At 65.4% G+C, this 19,862-nt stretch carries 16 protein-coding genes and 1 tRNA gene; 8 read left to right on the top strand and 9 right to left on the bottom strand.

What is annotated here, in order from left to right:
* Nucleotides 1-175 precede the first annotated feature (175 nt).
* From AC6IY7_RS09370 to AC6IY7_RS09355, 4 genes are all read left to right on the top strand, one after another.
* The gene (locus tag AC6IY7_RS09370; RefSeq protein ID WP_497778689.1) at nucleotides 176-598 is read left to right on the top strand and encodes a GtrA family protein; all 423 of its coding nucleotides are present in this window, start codon (nucleotides 176-178) and stop codon (nucleotides 596-598) included.
* Nucleotides 595-1,533 carry a glycosyltransferase family 2 protein gene (locus AC6IY7_RS09365; RefSeq protein WP_497778688.1) on the top strand — a complete coding sequence of 313 codons (939 nt, stop codon included), beginning with the start codon at nucleotides 595-597 and terminating at the stop codon, nucleotides 1,531-1,533. The genes AC6IY7_RS09370 and AC6IY7_RS09365 overlap by 4 nt, the downstream gene beginning before the upstream one ends.
* A 22-nt stretch (nucleotides 1,534-1,555) precedes the next feature.
* Complete coding sequence (locus AC6IY7_RS09360; protein ID WP_497778687.1) at nucleotides 1,556-3,106, top strand: hypothetical protein; 1,551 nt, start codon at nucleotides 1,556-1,558, stop codon at nucleotides 3,104-3,106.
* 121 nt (nucleotides 3,107-3,227) lie between these two features.
* Nucleotides 3,228-5,543 carry a Tex family protein gene (locus AC6IY7_RS09355; RefSeq protein ID WP_497778686.1) on the top strand — a complete coding sequence of 772 codons (2,316 nt, stop codon included), beginning with the start codon at nucleotides 3,228-3,230 and terminating at the stop codon, nucleotides 5,541-5,543.
* 22 nt (nucleotides 5,544-5,565) lie between these two features.
* On the opposite strand, the gene AC6IY7_RS09350 is transcribed toward AC6IY7_RS09355, so the two are convergent.
* Nucleotides 5,566-5,639: transfer RNA gene (locus AC6IY7_RS09350), tRNA-Gly, on the bottom strand.
* Nucleotides 5,640-5,881: 242 nt separating this feature from the next.
* On the opposite strand from AC6IY7_RS09350, the gene AC6IY7_RS09345 reads away from it, so the two are divergent.
* Nucleotides 5,882-6,247, top strand: coding sequence for a TIGR02300 family protein (locus AC6IY7_RS09345; RefSeq protein ID WP_497778685.1), 366 nt, complete (start codon nucleotides 5,882-5,884; stop codon nucleotides 6,245-6,247).
* Nucleotides 6,248-6,337: 90 nt separating this feature from the next.
* Here AC6IY7_RS09345 and AC6IY7_RS09340 read toward each other — a convergent pair whose 3' ends face one another.
* The 7 genes from AC6IY7_RS09340 to AC6IY7_RS09310 all read right to left on the bottom strand — a co-directional run bounded on the left by AC6IY7_RS09340 (nucleotide 6,338) and on the right by AC6IY7_RS09310 (nucleotide 14,466).
* Nucleotides 6,338-7,372: a cytochrome-c peroxidase gene (locus AC6IY7_RS09340; RefSeq protein WP_497778684.1), complete on the bottom strand. Its 1,035-nt coding sequence runs from the start codon at nucleotides 7,370-7,372 to the stop codon at nucleotides 6,338-6,340.
* 592 nt (nucleotides 7,373-7,964) lie between these two features.
* A complete protein-coding gene (gene pqqA / locus AC6IY7_RS09335) occupies nucleotides 7,965-8,042 on the bottom strand; it encodes a pyrroloquinoline quinone precursor peptide PqqA (protein ID WP_099831855.1) in 78 nt (25 codons plus the stop codon).
* Between the two features lie 335 nt (nucleotides 8,043-8,377).
* Nucleotides 8,378-9,190 (bottom strand): formylmethanofuran dehydrogenase subunit C, encoded by an 813-nt coding sequence (locus AC6IY7_RS09330; RefSeq protein ID WP_497778683.1) that lies wholly within the window; start codon nucleotides 9,188-9,190, stop codon nucleotides 8,378-8,380.
* A complete protein-coding gene (fhcD, locus tag AC6IY7_RS09325) occupies nucleotides 9,191-10,096 on the bottom strand; it encodes a formylmethanofuran--tetrahydromethanopterin N-formyltransferase (protein ID WP_497778682.1) in 906 nt (301 codons plus the stop codon).
* On the bottom strand, nucleotides 10,084-11,718 hold the full coding sequence (locus tag AC6IY7_RS09320) for a formylmethanofuran dehydrogenase subunit A (protein WP_497778681.1): 1,635 nt from the start codon (nucleotides 11,716-11,718) through the stop codon (nucleotides 10,084-10,086). Before AC6IY7_RS09320 ends, fhcD begins: the two co-directional genes overlap by 13 nt.
* A 22-nt stretch (nucleotides 11,719-11,740) precedes the next feature.
* On the bottom strand, nucleotides 11,741-13,375 hold the full coding sequence (locus tag AC6IY7_RS09315) for a formylmethanofuran dehydrogenase subunit A (RefSeq protein WP_497778680.1): 1,635 nt from the start codon (nucleotides 13,373-13,375) through the stop codon (nucleotides 11,741-11,743).
* A complete protein-coding gene (locus AC6IY7_RS09310; protein WP_497778679.1) occupies nucleotides 13,369-14,466 on the bottom strand; it encodes a formylmethanofuran dehydrogenase in 1,098 nt (365 codons plus the stop codon). Before AC6IY7_RS09310 ends, AC6IY7_RS09315 begins: the two co-directional genes overlap by 7 nt.
* A gap of 273 nt (nucleotides 14,467-14,739) precedes the next feature.
* Here AC6IY7_RS09310 and AC6IY7_RS09305 point away from each other — a divergent pair, with 273 nt between their 5' ends.
* Nucleotides 14,740-16,860: a S9 family peptidase gene (locus AC6IY7_RS09305; RefSeq protein ID WP_497778678.1), complete on the top strand. Its 2,121-nt coding sequence runs from the start codon at nucleotides 14,740-14,742 to the stop codon at nucleotides 16,858-16,860.
* Between the two features lie 50 nt (nucleotides 16,861-16,910).
* On the opposite strand, the gene AC6IY7_RS09300 is transcribed toward AC6IY7_RS09305, so the two are convergent.
* Nucleotides 16,911-17,927, bottom strand: coding sequence for a peptidoglycan recognition protein family protein (locus AC6IY7_RS09300; protein ID WP_497778677.1), 1,017 nt, complete (start codon nucleotides 17,925-17,927; stop codon nucleotides 16,911-16,913).
* 454 nt (nucleotides 17,928-18,381) lie between these two features.
* Between AC6IY7_RS09300 and AC6IY7_RS09295 the strand changes: the two genes are divergently transcribed.
* Both AC6IY7_RS09295 and AC6IY7_RS09290 read left to right on the top strand, forming a co-directional pair.
* A complete protein-coding gene (locus AC6IY7_RS09295; protein ID WP_497778676.1) occupies nucleotides 18,382-18,996 on the top strand; it encodes a hypothetical protein in 615 nt (204 codons plus the stop codon).
* A 166-nt stretch (nucleotides 18,997-19,162) separates the two neighbouring features.
* Entirely contained in the window at nucleotides 19,163-19,861 is a 699-nt protein-coding gene (locus AC6IY7_RS09290) for a glycosyltransferase family protein (RefSeq protein WP_497778675.1), read from the top strand.
* Nucleotide 19,862: the final 1 nt, after the last annotated feature.

Below are 19,862 nucleotides of genomic sequence, written 5' to 3'. Positions count from 1 at the left end.
GCCCTTGGTCCGTTTCACGCACTCGCCCGCCACGGCGCGGCGATTCGGGCGGGCGAACAGGGTTAACGCCCATGCGCCGCGCGCCCTTCGCGCGCCGGCCGGCGTAAGCCGAGCGTTAACCTTTCGTAAGCCATGATCGGCCGCGACAGCGACGCCCAGCGGACGGACGGACGAATTGGCAAACGACAGGCGTGATTTCCGATTCGACGCGGCCGCTCTCGCGCCGAGCGCGCGGGCGCTGCGATTCTTCGCGGTCGGGCTGCTGAACACCGCCTTCGGCTATGCGATCTTCTATTTCGTCTGGCGCGCGACGCTCGATTCGGTGGTCGCGGCCGGCGTCTCCACCGCGCTCGGCGCAATGTTCAATTTTCTGTCCATCGGGCGCCTCGTCTTCGGCTCCAGCGATTCGCGCTTTCTCGGCCGCTTCATCGCCGTCTATGCGGCCCTCTTCCTCGTCGACGCGCTCGCGCTACGCGCGCTCGAGCATTTCGGCGCAGAGGCGGCTCTCGCTCAGGCGGCGTTGACGCCCGTGCTCGCGACGCTCTCCTATCTCCTCAATCGCGACTTCGTTTTCCGCACCGGAGGCGGCGGCGCATGAAGACCCTCTCCATCGTCACGCCCTGCTACAATGAAGAGCTCAACATTCGCGAATGCCATGCGCGGGTCGCCGCCCTCTTCGACCGCGAGCTGAAAGACTATCGCCGCGAGCATGTGTTCTGCGACAACGCCTCGACAGATCGCAGCGCCGAGATATTGCGCGAGATCGCCGCCGCCGATCCTTGCGTCAAGGTCATTCTCAACGCCCGCAATTTCGGGCCGATGCGCTCCAACTTCAACGGCGTGATGGCGGCGAGCGGCGACGCCGTCCTGTTGTTCCTGCCCGCCGATCTGCAGGACCCGCCCGAGCTGCTGCCGCAATTCGTGAAGCTGTGGGAAGCCGGAAACGAGATCGTCTACGGCATTCGCAAGATTCGCGAGGAGGGCGCGGTCATGCGCATGGCGCGCGGCCTCTATTATCGCGCGTTGACCGGCCTCTCGGAATTCACTTTGCCGCCCGGCGTCGGCGATTTTCAGCTCGTCGATCGCAAGGTCGTCGAGGCGATGCGGCAAATCGACGACTCCTATCCCTTCATGCGCATGATGACCTTCGAATGCGGCTTCACCGCCGTCGGCGTTCCCTATAAATGGGTCGAGCGACGACGCGGCGTGACCTCCAATAATTTGCCGCGTCTCGTCGACCAGGGCATGAACGGCCTCGTCACCTTCACGCCGGCGCCTTTGCGTCTGCTGCTGTTCCTCGGCTTCGGCGTTGCGGCGCTCGCGCTCGCCTACGCTTTCGTCAGTCTCGCGCTCGGGCTCGTCTTCTTCCGCCAGCTCGCGCCGCCCGGCGTGATGACGATCATCGTCGCCGTCTTCTTCTTCGGCGGCGTGCAATTGTTCTCCATCGGCGTGCTCGCCGAATATATTCTCGCCATCCACGCGCAGGTGCGACGCAAACCCGTGGTGTTCGAGCGCGAGCGCATCAACTTCTGACAACCCCGGCGCCGACATGACCATGACGACACTGCGAGCAAGAGACGAAGCGGGGCCCGCGCGCCAAAAGGCGCCCGCGCGCAAAGAGGCGCGCGCGCCGCTCTTGCGCAATCTGCTTTTGCTGCGGCTGGGCATTCTCGTCTTCCTGCTCTCCAACGCTGCGCTCGCTTTCGGATTCGGCGTCGTCGGCGCGGCGCCCGTTCTCGTCGGCTGCGCGCTCGCGGCTTTCCTCCTCTTCTCCTTTCGGCCGAAAGCGGACGGCCTGCTCGCCGCGCCGATCGACGCAAAAACGCTCGCCGCCTGTCTCGCGCTCGCCGTCGCGCTGCTACTGCTCGGCGGCGAGACGCATCTCTTCTACGCCAATCTCGATTGGCTGGTGCGCGACGCCGTGCTCTCCGATCTGACGCGGCAAGGCTTCCCGCTGTTCTATCGCTATGAGGGGCAGGATTATCTGCTGCGCGCGCCGCTCGGCATGTATCTTCTGCCCGCCGCGATCGGGCGTTACACGGGGCTCGCCGGCGCGCATATCGCCATGCTCGCGCAAAATGCGCTGCTGCTCGGCGCCTGCCTCTACTTCATCGCGCGTCTCGCCGGCGCGCGCGCCGCGCCCGTTCTCGCGCTCTTCATAATGTTCAGCGGCCTCGATATTCTTCCGCAGCTTCTCCAAGAAGGGCTCGCGCTGCCGGACCATCTCGAATGGTGGAATGCGACGATTCAATATTCCTCGCATGTCACCCAATTATTCTGGGTTCCCAATCATGCGTTGCCGGGCTGGTGGGCGGCGCTGCTGCTGCTTCTCCTCGCGCGCGAGGAGATCGATCTCGCGCTTCTCGCCATTCTCTTCGCGGCGACTCTGCTGTGGTCGCCGCTGGCCGCCGTCGGCGCCGCGCCGCTCATCGGCTTTTGCGCGCTGCGGCTCGGCCGCGGGCTCTTTGCGCCGCGCAATATCGCCGCGACCGCCGCCGGCCTGTGCTTTCTGCCGATCGCGCTCTATCTGACGATCGACGCCGAATCCGTCAAACATGGCTGGCTGCTCGCCATACCGGGCTTCGTCGTCCTCTATGTCGCCTTCATTCTCGTCGAGATTCCGCATGTGGGGCTCCTTCTCGCCGCCCGTGAAAGGCTCGCGAAAAGCGATCATGCGCTCGTCGCCGCCTGCGTCGTCGTTCTGCTGGCGCTTCCCTTCTATTCCTTCGGCCCCAACAACGATCTCGCCATGCGCGCCTCCATTCCGGCGCTGTTTCTCCTCGCTTTCGCCTTCGCCCGCGTCGCCGTGTCGACGCCGCGCGACGGCGGCGCGCTCGCCTCCCTCATATCGGCCATTGTGATCGTCTCCGCCGCGACGCCGGCGATGGAGATCAAGCGCGCGCTCGCCGTGCCGGCTTTCGCCATATCCGATTGCGATCTGCTGACGAGCTGGCGCAAGACCGACCCTCATGTCTTCCCGACCAATTATCTCGCGCGGCTCGAAACGGTTCCGGCCTGGCTCGGCGCGGCGAGCGATGCGCCGCTCGAGATCGAGCAGCGAAGCTGCTGGCCGGATCACCCGCATCTCCCCGATTCGCGCAAATAAGGCGTCCGCGCGACGCGACGAGGATGTCCACAGGATTTCGCTCTCGCCATTTGGCTTTTGACTTGGCGCCGCGCCGAACGCTAGAAACGCGCTCCCCAGAAACAGCCGATAGGGATAGCGCATGGCGTCGATCGTCGAACGAATCAGCACGGAGCTCTCCGCGAAACCCTGGCAGGTGGAGGCGGCCGTCGCTCTGCTCGATCAAGGTTCGACAGTGCCATTCATCGCCCGCTACCGCAAGGAGGCGACGGGCCAGCTCGACGACACGCAATTGCGCCATCTCGACGAGCGCCTGCGCTATTTGCGCGAGCTCGAAGACCGCCGCAAAGCGATCCTCGATTCGATCGAGGCGCAGGGAAAGCTCGACGATGCGTTGCGCGCGACGATCATGGACGCCGACAATAAAGCGCGGCTCGAGGATATTTATCTCCCCTTCAAGCCCAAGCGCCGCACCAAGGCGCAGATCGCGATCGAGGCCGGCCTGGCGCCGCTCGCCGAATTGCTGCTCGGCCATCCCGAGCGCGAGCCGAAGGCGCAGGCCGAGCCTTTCATGAACGCCGAGAAGAATGTCGCCGATGCGACCGCCGCGCTCGAGGGCGCGCGCGCCATTCTCGTCGAGCGTTTCGCCGAAGACGCCGATCTCATCGGCCGCCTGCGCGAGATCTTCTGGACGCAGGGACTGATGAAGTCGAAACTGCGCGCCGGCAAGGAGACGGCGGGCGCGAAATTCTCCGATTATTTCGATTTCTCCGAGCCGCTGGTGAAGCTTCCCTCGCATCGCATATTGGCGATGTTCCGCGGCGAGAAGGAGGAGGCGCTCGATCTCGAGATGCTCCCCGAGCCGAGCGAAGGCGCCGTCGGCTATGAAGGCCAGATCGCGCAGCGTTTCGCCATCGCCGATCGCGGCCGGCCGGGCGACCGCTGGCTGCTCGACACTGTGCGCTGGGCTTGGCGCACCAAGATCGAGCTGCATCTCTCCGTCGATCTGCGCACGCGTCTGTGGCGCTTCGCGGAAGATGAAGCCATTCGCGTCTTCGCGGCGAATTTACGCGATCTTCTGCTCGCCGCGCCCGCCGGCGCGCGTGCGACGCTCGGTCTCGATCCGGGCTTTCGCACCGGCGTCAAAGTCGCGGTCATCGACAAGACCGGCAAAATCGTCGCGACGACGCCCATTTATCCGCATGAGCCGCAACGCCGCTGGGACGAATCGCTCTCCATCCTCGCCAAGCTCGCGCGCGAGCACGCGATAGAGCTGATCGCCATCGGCAATGGCACGGCGTCGCGCGAGACCGACAAGCTCGCCGGCGAGCTGATGTCGAAGTTCCCGGAGCTGAAGCTCACCAAGATCGTCGTGTCGGAAGCGGGCGCTTCTGTTTATTCGGCGTCCGAATACGCCTCGCGCGAATTGCCCGATCTCGATGTGACGCTGCGCGGCGCCGCCTCCATCGCGCGCCGCCTGCAGGACCCGCTCGCCGAGCTGGTGAAGATCGAGCCCAAGGCGATCGGCGTCGGCCAATATCAGCACGACGTCTCGGAGGTGAAGCTCTCCCATTCGCTCGACGCCGTCGTCGAGGATTGCGTGAACGCCGTCGGCGTCGACGTCAACACCGCCTCCGCGCCGCTGCTCTCGCGCGTGTCGGGCGTCGGCGAATTGCTCGCCTCCAACATTGTCGCGCATCGTGACGCCAATGGCCCGTTCCGCACGCGCGACTCGCTGAAGAAAGTGCCGCGTCTCGGCCCCAAGGCATTCGAGCAGAGCGCCGGCTTTCTGCGCATCGTCGATGGCGATGACCCGCTCGATCGCTCCGGCGTGCATCCGGAGGCCTATCCTGTGGTGCGGCGCATTCTCGCCGCCGCCAAGACCGACATAAAGCAGCTCATCGGCAATGCGACCGAGCTGCGCAAGCTGCGGCCGGCGCAATTCGTCGATGACACCTTCGGCCTGCCGACCGTCACCGATATTTTCGCCGAGCTCGAGAAGCCCGGCCGCGATCCGCGCCCCGCCTTCAAGACGGCGACCTTCCAGGAGGGTGTGGAGAAGATTTCGGACCTGAAGCCCGGCATGATTCTCGAGGGCGTCGTCACCAATGTGGCGGCCTTCGGCGCCTTTGTGGATGTGGGCGTGCATCAGGACGGGCTCGTCCACATCTCCGCAATGTCCAAGACCTTTGTGAAGGACCCGCGGCAGGTGGCCAAGCCCGGCGACATCGTCAAGGTGAAGGTGCTGGAGATCGACGCGCCGCGAAAGCGCATCGCGCTCACCATGCGGCTCGACGACACGCCGGACCAGCGGCAGGCGCCCGCGGGAGGCCAGCGCCGCGACGCGGGGCCGGCGCCGCGCCAACAGCGTCAGCAGGAGCAGCCCAAAGGCGCGGGCGCGCTGGGCGAGGCGCTGCTGGCGGCCATGCGCACGCCACAGAAGAATACGCCGCGTTGAGAGAGACGAGGATGGCGGGATCTGGAGCGGGTGAAGGGAATCGAACCCTCGTATTCAGCTTGGAAGGCTGCTGCTCTACCATTGAGCTACACCCGCGGCGACGAGAGATATGCCAAGTCGCGCCGCGCTTGGCAATGGCCCTCGCGCCGCCAGCGCGGACCAAAACACGAGGGTTTCGGCGATTCGCCGTGCAAACCGGGGCTTTTCCGTCCGATCCGCTTGACAGGCTCGCTTTCCATTTCTCATTTGACAGCCGGGCAAGGGCAAACTAACCGAGCGCCCGACCAAAGTCTCCCACGGGCGGTCCCACGCCGCTCTATCTCGAGGATGCAAGGACCGTGGCCAAAACCGAACTCGGCGCCAAGCGCCAATGTCAGTCTTGTGGCGTCAAATTCTTCGATCTGAACAAGGAACCGGTCGTCTGCCCGAAATGCGGAGCGATTTTCCATGTCGTGACATCGCGAATCGCCGCGCGCCACGCCGATCCGGACGAGGCGGCGGAAGGCGAGAAGGACGCCGAAATCGTCTCCCTGGAAGAGGTCGAAGCCAGCGAGTCCAAGGCCGAAACGATCGATGTGGACGAGGATGTCGAGATCGACGACGCGGCCGAGGAGGACGACACCTTCCTCGAGAATGAGGAAGAGGAAGACGACGACGTCGCCGGCCTCATCGATGGCGACATCGACACGGACGAGGAAGGTTGAGACGAAAACGGCGGCCCCATGATTCGGGGCCGCCGCTTTTTTCAATGGATCGTCTCTCGGGATCGCCTCTCGGGACCGCCTCTCGACGATTTATTTCTTCACCGCCTCGTCGGGGAAAGGCGTCAGCGCCGAATAATTGGCCGGCACGGGCTGCGTCAGCGCGCCCAGGAAAGCCGTGATCGCCTCCACATCCTTATCGGAGAGATCGACGCCCAATTGCGTCTTGCCCATCACGCGGACAGCCCGCGGCAGATCCGCGACCGAGCCGTCGTGAAAATAGGGGCCGGTCTTGGCGACATTGCGCAGGCTCGGAACCTTGAACACATAGAGGTCCGCGTCGTTCTTCGTCACATCGGCGCGGCCCTTGTCGGGCTCGGAGACGCCGGTCTCCTTCCAATAATCGGTGACGACGCCGAATTTGGCGAAAGAGGCTCCCCCGACGCCGACGCCGTCGTGACAGCCGGCGCAACCGACCTCGATGAATTTGCGCAGGCCCGCCTGCTCGGCCGGCGTCAACGCCTTGGCGTCGCCGTTCAGAAAGGCGTCGAAGCGCGTCGGCTGCGGCAGCGTGCGCTCATAGACGCCGAGCGCCTTGCCCCAGTTCTTCTGTGTCACCGGCTCCGCCTCGCCGGGGAAGGCCTTGGCGAAGGCTTGGGCGTAGCCGGGGATGGATTTCAGCGTGGTGACGACGGTCGCGAAATCCGGAGCGCCGAAGCTCACCGCGCCGGTCGGCGACTTCTCCGCCTGATCCTCGATCGATTCGCGGTCGCCGCGCCAATGCGCTTTGAACTGCAGCGCCGCGTTGAAGATCGTCGGCGCGTTGCGCGGATTGATCTTGCCGAACACGCCGAAGGATTTCGGCAGTCCGTCGGCGCCCTGCTTCTCGGGCAAATGACAATGCGAGCAGCTCACATTGCCGTCGGCGGAGATGCGATTCTCGAAGAACAGCCGCCGACCGAGCACGGCCTGGTCCGTCGCGGGGCTCGGCGAGGGCGGCAGAGGCGCGAAGGAGCGCTTGGCGTCGGCGAGGAGCGTGTCGGGGCCGGCGGCGAGCGCGGCCGCGGCGACTGTCAGTCCCGCCGCCGCGAGCCCTGTCAGCAATGCAGATTTTCCGAAAGACGTCATGATGGTCCGCCGTTTCTCGACTATCGGGAAGCTGGAGCTCGCGCTCCGGCGCGCGCATCCTGTATCGATTTGTGAGACCCGGCAAGACCGCGCGGCGCAAAATCATACCCCGCCGCTAGGATTGGCGCGAGTGGCCGCGCGCGCCTCTTTCGGCCGAAGTCCGAGCCGGCGGCTCGCGCCCGGCGAGGCGCGGCGGATGATCTGCCCCGCCGCCAGCACGGCGAGGAGAGACGGGCCGAGGCGATGGCGAGCCCCACGACGAAAGGCGCGAGGCGCGGCTCCGGCGCAAAGGCCGGCGGCGGCCCCAGCGCGCGCGGGCGGCGGCGGCGCAGCGCGACAGAGGACACGACGAGCTGCGCCATGCTCGGCAGGCCGAGCAGCTGCCGCTCATGCGCGGCGCCGCCGATCTCGAAGATGCCGTCGATGAGAGGAGATGTGGCGAAGCCGGTCTCGCCGACCGGTCGAAGGCTCGCGGATGGGCGCAAAAAGCAACGAGCCGGTAAGAAGGCCGCCTCGTCGAGGACAGCGGGCTTCTTACCGGCTCGCAAGTTCAGCCGCCTCTCGAGGGAAGCGGCGCGCGCGAAATCTGATTTTAGATTTCGGCAGATTCGTAGCTGGTGATTTCCATGCCGACGCAGACTTCGACGATCACCGGGGCGGTCCAGGCCATGTTCATCTCCTCCGTTAGAAGAATTCGCCCTTTCGAGGCGAGTGTCTCATCCCGCTTCTCGCTGCTATCGCGCTTGGCCGCATGAGCTGGCAGGTTTGAGCTGGGCGATTGAGTAGCATGAAGCCCCTCCCCGCGCAATTCGGCAAATTGAGACAGGATGATTTCAAATCTTCCCGTCAGAACCGCACCAGTCGGAAAACGCGAGGAAACTCTACGACACGACGGGGCTTTGCCGAGCGAGCGTCGGGCAAATCTCCCATGAGCCGATCGGATTGCGGCGAAGCAACGAAGGGCGCCGGCGGCGTCATGCTCTCCCGATAGGGAGAGGAAGACGCTCACGCCGGCAGCAGCACCTCGCCCTTGCCGAATACCGCCGTGTCGCCGGCGAAGCGCTGCAGCCGGCCGGAGAGCAGCCGCGCCGCGCCCCGACTCTCCGGCGCCAGCGATTTGGCGAAGAGCTTGGCGAAACCGAGATTATGCGGGCCGCAGTCGACATAGGTCGGGCCGAGCTCGCGCGGCTCGGAGAGGACGATAGAGGCGCGCTTGTTGAGATAGCCGATGCGCTCGCCCGCCGCCGTTCCCAGCACGATGATCGTGCCGGCGATGGCTCGGGAGCCCAAGTCCTCGCCCGCGTCGCCCTCGACGATGATGATGCCGCGGCGCAGCCGGTCACCCGCCCGCGCGCCGACGCTGCCGCGCACGATGACGCGCCCGCCCGACATGCCGGGGATCTCGCCCGCCAGCGGCGCGCCGAGGAAATCCCCGGCGTCGCCATATATGTCGATAAGCGCGCCCGCCGATTGCGAGGCGGCATAGGGGCCGGCGTCGCCGGCGACGGTGATCGCTCCGCCCTTGGCGGCGCGGCCGAGCTGCGCCCCGACATCGCCCTCGACATGGATCGCAAAGCCCGGCAGCAGCTTGGCGCCGAGCAGATCGAAACGATCGGAGCCGCCGTCGAAGCGCACCGAAGTGACCTCGCCGAGCTTGACCTTGAACAGGTCGCCGACCGTCACGGCCTCGCGTGTCGTGCCGATGGAGATCGCTTCGATCTCCTTGGCCGAGCGGCCGACGAGCCGGTCCGGCGTCAGGGGCGAGAGGTCGAGCCGCTGGTCGGGCTCGGCTTTCAGCGTGAAGAGAAGCGGCTTCACTTACACGAGATCCTTCAAATGATAGTGGAAGGGGCCGAGTTTCCCGCCGTAATTGCCGGCGCCGACGCGTTTCGCGCCATTCTTGGGACCGAGCGCGACGATCGCCTTGATGCCGGCGCGCATCGCCGCCGAGACCGCGTCGCTGGTCAGACCGTCGATGACGATCTCCAGCACGCAGCCGATATCGGCGTCGAGCGCGCTATTGGTCGCGCCGCGCAGAGTGGGACAATAGGCGTCATTGGTCGAGGCGCCCATGCCCTTATATTTCGAACCGACCTTGGAGCCGGAGCGCACCACGCCGCCCGGAAAAGGCGCTATCGCGTCGGGCGTGTTGTGGACGGCCTCGACGGCGGCCTCGGTGGCGCGCATCGTCTTGGCCCAATCCTCGCCCATGATGAGCAGATTGCCGCCGCCGACCGATTTCTTGGTGAGGCCGACCTGGGATTCCACCAGGAACTCGCCGTCCATCACCGGCACGCGCCAATAGCGGCGCCCGTCTATGGCCTTGGAGATCTGCCATTTGTCGCCGAACTGGCGCATGGAGTCGCCGACCTTGATCTTCGCCTCGCCGTCGAAGGCGGAGAAGACGGCCGAGCCGGGACAGGTCAGCACGCATTGGCCGATGCGATTGACCAGCGCCTTCTCGACGCTCTTGGGCGAGAAGCCGAACAGCAGCACGCGCACGCCCGGACGGCCGTCCGGCGTCTCGCGCGCCGGCAATTCGCAATCTATGCCGGCCTCGCAGTCGCAGCCGATGACCGATGTGGCGTAGCCGGTCATTGTGGTGGCGGCCTGCAGGGCCCATTTGCGGGTCGGCGCGGTGACGACCACGCCGGAGCCGGTCATCGGAAACGCCTCGGCGAAACTCTCGTCGATGCGGATTCCCTTGCGGATCAGCTGCGGCATGGGACCTCCGCGAAGCCGGCCGTCGCCGGGAGCGCCGCGTCCTGCACCTCGAACAGCGCACGCGGCAGGCCGTAGAGCCCCTCGTAATATTTGTCGAGGCGGCTGTTGATCTGGCGATCGTATTCGGGCCGCACGCGCAGCGTCCTCCCTTTGGTGTAATGCGAGACCTTGCCGTTGCGCACCACGAGATTTCCGTCCTTGAACACATAGGCCGCATTGCGGAACATCGCGGCCTTGTCGGCCTGCGGCTCGTAGACCGCCACATCGGCGACCGAGCCCGGCCCCAATTGTCCGCGATCCTCGAAACCATAGAGCTTGCGCGGCGCGGCGCGGGTCATTGTCGCGATCTCGTAGAAACTATATTCGCGCTTCAACGCCGGCAGATTGGTGAGCTCGATCACCTCGGCCGGCAGGCGCGAGAGATATTGCGCGCGCTTGTCGGCGCTCATCAATAGCGCGAACACCTCGGGATAGGTGGTGAAGGGCGCGCCATTGGGATGGTCCGTGGTGAAGAACACCTGCATCGGATCATTGCACAGCAGGAACAGCTCGAGGCCCGCCGCCCATTGCACCGCATTGAAGAAATCCGAGATGCGATAGGAATAGGGCACGACGCCGAGCCCGTTCGAATCGCCGTCGAAGATGACGCCCTTCTTCGGCCGCCCGCCGGGCAGGCTGTTGAACTGCTTCATCACATCGGAGGAAATCGTCACAATGTCGGCGAACATCACCTGGCCGACATCGACGGTGACGTTTCTGTTGGCGTTGATCTTCTCGGCGAATCGCGCCGCCGCCGAGGAGAAGCCGTTCTTGCCCTCTGTGCCGTAGGCGTAGAATTGCACATGGGCGAGATGCAGCGGCAGCCCCTGCGAGGCGTCGATCGTCGCCAGCGCCGTCTCGACATTGCCGGGCAGGCCGAGATTATTCATATGCAGATGCAGCGGATGGCGAATCTTGGTGGCGTTCACCGCCTGCTGCAGCTTCTGGAAGATCGCGCGCGAGGAGAGCCCATATTCCGGCACCTCGTCGTCGAGCGAGAAATGGCGGATATTCTGCTTGAAGGCGTCGACGCCGCCGGCGTTCACGCATTTGACGCCGATCGCCCGCGTCGCCTCCAGCGTCGCGCCGATATAATCGACGACCGTGTCCTGGCTGGCGCCGTCGCGGAAGGCCGAGAGGAGAAAATCCTCATTGCCGAGCACCGTCAAGAAACCCTTGTCGATGATCGGAATATCGGCGAGCTCGAGATGGGCGTGCAGCGCGTGATGGGGCGACACCGCCGGCTCGATGACCGTGGTGTAGCCCATTTGCGCATAGAGGCGGCCGGTCTCGAAGGTCGACCAGCCGGCGGTCGAGAGCGGCGTGTCGGCCGGCCGCGGCCGATGGCCGCGATGCGCCTCCGGCAGCAGCAGACGCGCCGTGTTCACGCCGCCGCCGGCGATATGGGAATGAATGTCGATCGCGCCGGCCATGACGATATGGCCGGAGATGTCGTGCTCGACATCCGGCGAGCGTCCCTCGGGCGGCGCGACGATGCGGCCATCCTCGAAATAAACGTCGCCGATCGCATCGACGCCATTGACGGGGTCGACGACATGGCCGCCGTAGAGACGGGTCAACATGGCGCGTCCTCCATAGGGCGAATCAGTTGCGGCATGCGACCTCCGCGAAGACGCTTTTGCCGGCGAGCGCCGCCTCGGGGACGTCGAACGCCGAGCGCGGCAGGCCGTAGAGCTCGTCGTAATAGGCGTCGAGGCGCTTCTCGATCGCGCGGTCGTAGCCGGGGCGAATGCGCAGCGTCTTGCCCTTGGTGTAGCGCGTCACGACGCCGTCGCGCACCACCAGCTCGCCGTCCTTGAACACCAGCGCGGCGTTGCGGAACATGCCGGCCTTGTCTTTCTGCTGCTTATAGACGGCGACATCGGCGATCGCGCCTTCGTCGAGACGGCCGCGATCCTCGAAACCATAGAGCCGCGCCGGCCCGGCCCGGCTCATCGTCGCGATCTCATAGAGCGAATATTCGCGCTTGATCGATGGGAGAGTCGTCATCTCCAGCACGTCGGCGGGCAGGCGCTCCATCCATTGCGCGCGCAGCTCCGCGCTCATCAGCAGCGCGAACAGCTCCGGATAGGTAGTGAAAGGCCCGCCATTGGGATGGTCAGTGGTGAAGAAGACCTGCATCGGATCTTCGATCAGCAGGAACAATTCGAGCCCGGCCGCCCATTGTATGGCGTTGTAGTAATTGGAGATGCGATAGGCGTAAGGCACGACGCCGCCGCCATTGGCGTCGCCGTCGAAGATGACGCCCTTCTTCGGGATCGCGCCCGAGAGGCTGTTGAACTGGCGCAGCACATCGGAGGAGATCGTCACCGTGTCGCCGAACATCACCTGGCCGACGTCGACGCTGATGTTCTTATTGGCGTTGATCTTGGCGGCGAGCTGCGCGCCGGCCGAGGAGAAGGCGTTCTTGCCCTCGAGGCCATAGGCGTAGAATTGCACATGGGCGAGATGCATCGGCAGGCCGTCGGCCGCGTCGATCGTCTCCAGCGCCGTCGCTATATTGCCGGCGACGCCGAGATTATTCATGTGCAGATGCAGCGGATGCGGAATGCCTACACGGCGCGTCGCCCGCTGCAGCGCCTGGAAAATCTGCCGCGACGTCACGCCATAGAAGGGCACGATCTCATCGAGGCCGAAGGAGCGCATATTCTGCTTGAAGGCGTCCGCGCCGCCCGGATTGATGCATTTGAGGCCGAGCGTGCCCGTCGCCTCGACGGTCTGCGCGACATAGTCGGCGATCGCCGTCTCGCTCTCGTTCGCGCGCAGCGCGCGCAGCAGAAAGTCGTCATTGCCGAGAACCGTCAGCGCGCCCTTGTCGATGATCGGAACGTCGCCGAGCTCCATATGCGCATGCAGCGCGTGATGCGGCGCGACGGCGGGCTCGACCACTGTGGTGAAGCCCATTTGCGCATAGAGGCGGCCGGTCTCGAAGGTCGACCATCCGGCCGTGGAGAGCGGCGTTCCGTCGAGGCGCGCGCGGATCGAGCGATGCATCTCGGGCAGCAGCAGCCGCGCCGAATTCACATTGCCGCCAGCGATATGGGAGTGGATGTCGATCGCCCCGGCCATCACCACATGGCCGGAGACGTCATAGTCGGCGTCCGGCGAGCGGCCTTTGGGCGGCGCGACGATGCGCCCATCCTCGAGATAGAGGTCGCCGACGCCGTCGACGCCATTGACGGGATCGACGACATGGCCGCCGCGAAGGCGGATCAGCACGGCAGATCCTCCGAAAAACGGGCGTTGATGGCCTCGATCGCCTGCGCGACCGTGGGCAGCTCGGCCGGCGCCGTCGCCCGCCGCAACACCAGGGAGCTGGTCTCCTGCGCGAATTCCACCGCGTCGTAAGTCTCGCCCGGCTTGCCGACGGCGATATAGAGGCCGCGCTTCGTCGCCGCGCCCACCGGCCCGAGCGTCACCAGCGGAATATCGGCGCTCTCCCAGGGCGGCGCCTCGCCGTCATAGGCGGAAATCCACAGCGCCGCGTCGGCCTCGCCGCTGTCGACGAGGCGCCCCGCCTCGAAGCGCCAGACGTCATGCTCGGGATAGCCGCGGCCGAAGCCGGTGCGCGGCGGAAAGCCGGTCATCCAGGCGGAGGCCTGCAGCACGCCGGTCGCGCCGGAACGGCCGCCGATCGGCACGCCGGTGAAGCGCGTCGTGGCGTTGAGCTCGGTGATCATGCCCTGCAGCATTTCCACCATCAGCGAATCGAGCCCGGCCGCCGCCCAGACGGCGACGCCGAATCGCGCCGCCTTCAGCACGCCCGCATGGCCGTCGAGCTTCTTGGTCGCTGCGGCGGAAAGCGCCACCGGCCGCCCGCCGACGCGCGCCCGCAGGGCCGCCAGCATGCCGGGAAGTTCCGCCTCCGTCGCGGGGATCGTCTCTATGTCGAGGCCCTCGACCTTGGCCTCGTTGCGCTTGGGGCCGATCCAGATCACGCGGCGCTTGGTCTCGCCGCCATGGACCGTGTCCTTGTCCAGCGCGAGACGGTCGAAAATCCCCGGCCAATAGGTCGGAAGCCCGGGGCCGACCAGCAGCACGACATCGGCGCGCACACGGGCCTCATTGGGCGTCGTCACGAAAATCCCCGCCGAGCGGACGACCTCGAGGTCGGTCAGCGAATCGCGCGAGGCGAGATGGTCGAAGGCGCCGCGCAGCCGTTCGGCGAGCAGGATCGCCGCCTGCGCCCCGGCGACATCGGCGCCGAGCCCGGCGACCAGCGGGAAGCGCGACGCTTGCAGTATCTTCGCCGCTAACTGATAGGCGTCTTCGGAAGAAATGGATTTGCCGTCGAGCGTCGCGTTGCTCATTGCCCCAACCGATGTTTCCACCCGCGCGCAGGTTTGCGCCCGCGCATTTTTTGTCCGCTCCCGGCGCGACGGCCGAAAGCGGAGGCAAGAGCGGCGGGGCCCCTCGCCGGGGCCCGCGTCGCGCGCTATGCCTATCAGCCACGGCGCAGGAAGTCGAGACATCGAAACGCCTCGATTTTGTCCACCAGCCGGATGCGCGCCGGAAGGCGCGCATCCGGCGCGCCCAGGGACCGCGAGCCTTCCGGCTCGCAACGAGCAGAGCAGGAGCTTCCCATGGCCGACGCCGACCGCAAAACCGCCTTCGCCCTCGCGGGCGCGACGCCCCCCGTCGCGGAGAAACGGCCGACCCGGCGCGTGATCCACGGCCGCGTCCTCGACGACCCCTATGGCTGGGTCGCGGCGGAGAATTGGCGCGATGTGCTGAGCGATCCGGCGACGCTGCCGGCCGACATAACCGCTCTGGTGAAGGCCGAGAACGCCTATTGCGAAAAACTCCTCGCCCCGCTTTCGACGCTCCGCAAATCGCTCCAGGCGGAGCTGCGCGGCCGCATGAAGGAAGACGACAGCGAGCCGCCGTGGCCGGACGGCGCCTTCGCCTATTTCGAGCGCTATCGCGAGGGCGGCGAACATGCGCTCTATTGCCGCACGAAACGCGCTGGCGGCGAGGAGAAAATCCTGTTCGACGGCGATGAAGAAGCCGGCGAAGCGCATTTCTTCGACATTGGCGAGATCGACCATTCGCCCGACCATCTCCAGCTCGCCTGGAGCGTCGACGACAAGGGCTCGGAATATTATTCGATCCGCACACGCGCTCTTTCCGACGGCGAGGACCGCGCGGACGTCGTCCCCCATACCGACGGCTCGCTCGTCTGGAGCGCGGATTCGCAGAGCTTCTATTATGTGCGCGTCGACGACAATCACCGCACGGCGCAGGTCTTCCGCCACGACATCGGCGCCGATCCCGCGACCGATGCGCTCATCGTCGAGGAGCTCGATCCGGCCTGGTTCGTCTCGCTCGATCGCAGCCGCTGCGGACGCTTCGCCATCGTCTCCATTCGCGGCCATGACGCCAGCGAATGCCATCTCGTCGACCTGCGCGACAACAACGCGAAGCCCCGCCTCGTCGCGAAGCGCGAGCCGAAATTGCGCTATGACGTCGAGCCGCATGGCGACGATCTCTACATCCGCTCCAACGCCGACAGCGCCGAGGATTTCGCGATTTTTCGCGCGCCTCTGAGCAGCGCCTCGCGCGCCGATTGGCGCCCTGTGGTTCCGCATGTCGCGGGACGGCTCATCGTCATCGGCACGGTCTATGCGCGTCATCTCGTCTGGGTGCAGCGCGAGAACGGACTGCCGCGCATTCTCATTCGCGCGCTGGACAGCGGCGAGGAGCACGCCATCGCCTTCGACGAAGAGGCTTACGCGCTCTATCTGCTCCCCGGCCTCGAATTCGACACGGACACGCTGCGCTTCACCTATTCCTCCATGACGACTCCGGAGGAGACCTATGATTACGACATGCGCGCGCGCGCCCGCACGCTGCTGAAGCGCGAGGAAATCCCCTCGGGCCATGATCCGAAAAATTATGTGACGCGGCGCTTCTTCGCCGAGGCGGCGGATGGCGCACAGGTTCCGGTCACTCTTCTGCATCGCGCCGATTTCACGCCCGGCGCCGGCGCGCCGACGCTTCTCTACGGCTATGGCGCCTATGGGCATCCATTATCCGCGAGCTTCGATCCTCATGCGCTGTCATTGGTCGATCGCGGCTTCGTCTATGCGCTCGCCCATACGCGCGGCGGAACCGACAAGGGCTGGAGCTGGTACGAGAACGGCAAGCTCGAGTCGAAGCCCAATACATTCGCCGACTTCATCACCGCGGCGCGCCATCTCGTCGCGACGGGCTATGCGAAGGAAGGCGAGATCATCGCGCAAGGCGCCAGCGCCGGCGGCATGTTGATGGGCGCTGTCGCCAATCTGGCGCCGGAGCTTTTTTCCGGAATCATCGCCGGCGTGCCCTTCGTCGACGTGCTGAACACGATGCTCCGCGACGATCTGCCTCTGACGCCGCCCGAATGGGAGGAATGGGGCAATCCGATCGCCGATGTCGGCGCCTATGACCGGCTCGCCTCCTATTCGCCCTATGACAATGTGGCGGCGCAGACCTATCCGGCGATATTGGCGCTCGCCGGCCTCACCGATCCGCGCGTGACCTATTGGGAGCCGCTGAAATGGGTCGCGCGCCTGCGCGAGCGCATGACCGGCGGCGGCCCCGTTCTGTTGCGCACGAATATGGAGGCCGGCCACGCCGGCGCCTCGGGGCGTTTCGAGCGGCTCGAGGAAGTGGCGCTGGAATGGGCGTTCGCGCTGGCTTGCGCGGGGAAGGCGGGGGTGTAGGCGCCTGCGACCGCGGCGTCCTGTCGCCGCGATGCGGGGCGCGCGGCCGATCAGAATTCCAAATCGGCGGCGCTGTCCACGAGACCGGCGAACACAGGCATCATTCTGAGCCCGATCAGCCCCGGACAGGCATGGCCTTTGTTCAGCCAGCGATGACAGGAGAGCCCTTCCGATTTCTGAGCCTCCGCGTAATTCTTCGCCGGCGTGAGACTATATTGCTCGACGAGTTCCTTGGAGATCGCCGCATAATTCGCCTGATCGCCGACCATCGGCGAAGCGATGTTGCGATCGAAGCCGTATTTGACCGAGAGGTCGAAAAAGAGCTGTCTCGCCGATTGGATTTGCGCGCCAGTGAAATAGCCGTCCGTGCCGGCGTTGTTCATCCCGCAGACCAGTTCGACGCTCAACCAGTCGGCGTTGGGATCGCCGACCGTGCCGGGGCCGCCCTGCGCCTCCGCGCGCAAGGTCAGAGCCATGCATTGCGCTATATCGCCGCTGCGCTCGATGATGAAATGAGCGTTGACGCCCGAGGTTCCCCAAACGCCGCTGACGACTCGGTCGGCGTTGGATTCGCCGGCCGTCACATGGATCACGAGCCCGCGACGCCGAGTCGATCCCGGCGTTCCATTGACTGGCGCGGGAACGGTTCGAACATGAAAGGCCGCGGAGGAACAGGCGTAGACATTGGCCGCTCGAACCGCCGGATCGGTCGAGCTCAATAGCGCCGCATTGCGTTTGGGAGCCGCGCCCGCCGCGCCGCGCACGACGGTGAGCGATTCCGTCCATTGCCGGCCGTCGGGAAGAAAGGCTTGGATGACGCTCGCTTCCGTGACGCCGCTCAGCAAATAGACGCGGACCATCGATCCGCGCTTTTCTTTCGTCGCCGTCGCTCGTCCTGGTCCGGCGACGACGCTGACGGTCAAATCCCCGCCCGAGGCGGAATCGTAATACCCCCAAAGGCCGATGGAGACCGTCGCCGGTTGCCCGCCCGAGGGGATCGTCACCTGGCTGATGCGATCGAGCACCGAGTCTGGGACCGAGCGCGTGAGGCCGACGAAATTGGACATGATGCGCCTTACTCGCCAAGATACGAATTTCAAAAGAGAGTCGGCCGTGAATGATCGAATCGGGTTTCGGGTTCAGACCGGCGCCCGCGTCGATCGCCGACCGCGCCATCGCAGCATAATAATTGCGACGCTACCGCCGGAGTCCCTGCGCGGTCAACCGAGCGCTTCCGCCCCATTGACATTTTACCGAAAATTTTCCGATGCTCGCGCGTTTTGTGGGCGGCCGCGCGTTTCTCGACGAGGAACTCTTCCCCCTCGACTGGCGAGGCGAGACGTTCCAAGCACTGAGCTCCGACGCCGCGCGGCTACTATGAGACATGTTTCGATCTGAAAATTCTTGCGCCGAGGAAATGATATGAGTCTCGAAAGCACTGTGAATGGCGCAATCAGAGACGCCAGAAAAACATCTTCGGTTTATGATCTCGACGGCCTCGTTCCGACAAAGCGGAGCGGCATGAAGATCGACACCACTTCCTTCGGCGGCACTCTCACCTCGATCACGCTGTACGACGACTATGACCAGATCTATGAGACGGCGACCCAGTCCGACATCGCCGCTTTTTGGCAATTGACCGAGGGCCTCTGCACGGCGAGGACGACCTATAGGGCGATCAAGAGCAATGCGGACTGGCAGGGCATGCATGCGGTCGGCCAGCGCGCGATTTTCTACGAGATAAACGGCGGCGCCCTTCCGGTGGTACAATCGGCGACGGTGGTGTGCCGGCGATGTAGTGTCGTGATGACTTTGGAAGCGGCGACGATCGACCATCGCCATCCCCAGTCGGGCGGAGAACGGCAAGCCGCGAGAAGAGTTTTGCGAGCCGTGGGACTGACTCAGAAGCACGCGAAGCATCCGGCCGGTCGCTTCATCGAGGAGCGGAGCCCCTTCAAAGATCGCAGAGAGGGCTTTTCCGGCGGGGGCTTGTCATATCTCGGCGTGATATTTTTCAGCTGTATCTGTTTTTCCAAAAATTACGACGCATTCGCTGCGACCTGCATCAACCACCTCGTCAATCTGGATCCCATGTGCTTTCGTTGCAACTCGGTCAAGGGCGCGTGGGGCTATTGACCTTCACGCTCTCGGCGCCTCTTCGATTTGCGAAGGCCGTGGCCGCCGGAAGCCATAGCGTCCCATACGGCCTTTTCCGACATGACGGAGCGCTGGCTGGCGTATCGCTTGCTTCGCCTCGTTCGGAAGGCCGCCGCGGGCGGCCGCTGGAGAAAGGCGGCGTCTGATGAACGTCCTCGCCATTATTTCCGCCGCGACCATGCAGGACGGCCGCGAGACCGGCGTGCTGGCGCCCCTCGCAGGCGAGCCGCTGCTCGGCCGCTTGCTCGATCGCCTCGCCCATGCGGAAAAGCTCATCGGAATCGTCGTCACCACCAGCGACGAGGCGGAGGATGCTCCGATCCGCGACTTTTGCGCCGCGCGCGCAACCCAATGCCAGTCCGGCGCGCGCGATGATCTCATCGGCCGCCAGCTCGCTTCCATGCAGGCGGCGGGCGCCAAGGGCGGAATTTCGCTCGATGCGCGCAATCCGCTGATCGATCCGGCGCTCGTCACCCAGGTCGCCGATCTGCTGCAAATGACCGACGGAATGCTCGATTGGATCGGCAATACGCTGGCGCCGGCCTATCCGCGCGGCATGGAGATCGACGGCTTCACCGCCGCGGCGCTGACCGAGGCGGAGAAGCGCTGCGGCGAGCCCGAGCAAAGACGCCGCGGGCCGGCCTTTCTGCGCGAGAACGGCCGCATCTATCGGCCGCTGAGCCTGAAGGCCCCGCCGGAGGTCGCCCGTCCGGACGTGCGGCTCGACGTGGAGAGCCTCGCCGATCTGCCGCGGATCGAGGCGATTTTCGCCAGCTTCGAAGGCCGGACGGATTTCACCCTGGCGGAGATACTCGCCGCATCCGATCGGCTCGCAGCGCAGTAAC

Source organism: Methylosinus sp. is20ea (assembly GCF_059718135.1).
Note: the sequence above shows the minus strand (reverse complement) of the source record. Positions and strands in the feature narration are given on the sequence as shown.

Coding starts and splice junctions, on each gene's coding strand:
- AC6IY7_RS09365 (WP_497778688.1), top strand. CDS start 595: ATGAAGACCCTCTCCATCGTCACGCCCTGCTACAATGAAGAGCTCAAC.
- AC6IY7_RS09360 (WP_497778687.1), top strand. CDS start 1,556: ATGACGACACTGCGAGCAAGAGACGAAGCGGGGCCCGCGCGCCAAAAG.
- AC6IY7_RS09355 (WP_497778686.1), top strand. CDS start 3,228: ATGGCGTCGATCGTCGAACGAATCAGCACGGAGCTCTCCGCGAAACCC.
- AC6IY7_RS09340 (WP_497778684.1), bottom strand. CDS start 7,372: ATGACGTCTTTCGGAAAATCTGCATTGCTGACAGGGCTCGCGGCGGCG.
- pqqA (WP_099831855.1), bottom strand. CDS start 8,042: ATGGCCTGGACCGCCCCGGTGATCGTCGAAGTCTGCGTCGGCATGGAA.
- fhcD (WP_497778682.1), bottom strand. CDS start 10,096: ATGCCGCAGCTGATCCGCAAGGGAATCCGCATCGACGAGAGTTTCGCC.
- AC6IY7_RS09320 (WP_497778681.1), bottom strand. CDS start 11,718: ATGTTGACCCGTCTCTACGGCGGCCATGTCGTCGACCCCGTCAATGGC.
- AC6IY7_RS09310 (WP_497778679.1), bottom strand. CDS start 14,466: ATGAGCAACGCGACGCTCGACGGCAAATCCATTTCTTCCGAAGACGCC.
- AC6IY7_RS09305 (WP_497778678.1), top strand. CDS start 14,740: ATGGCCGACGCCGACCGCAAAACCGCCTTCGCCCTCGCGGGCGCGACG.
- AC6IY7_RS09300 (WP_497778677.1), bottom strand. CDS start 17,927: ATGTCCAATTTCGTCGGCCTCACGCGCTCGGTCCCAGACTCGGTGCTC.
- AC6IY7_RS09295 (WP_497778676.1), top strand. CDS start 18,382: ATGAAGATCGACACCACTTCCTTCGGCGGCACTCTCACCTCGATCACG.
- AC6IY7_RS09290 (WP_497778675.1), top strand. CDS start 19,163: ATGAACGTCCTCGCCATTATTTCCGCCGCGACCATGCAGGACGGCCGC.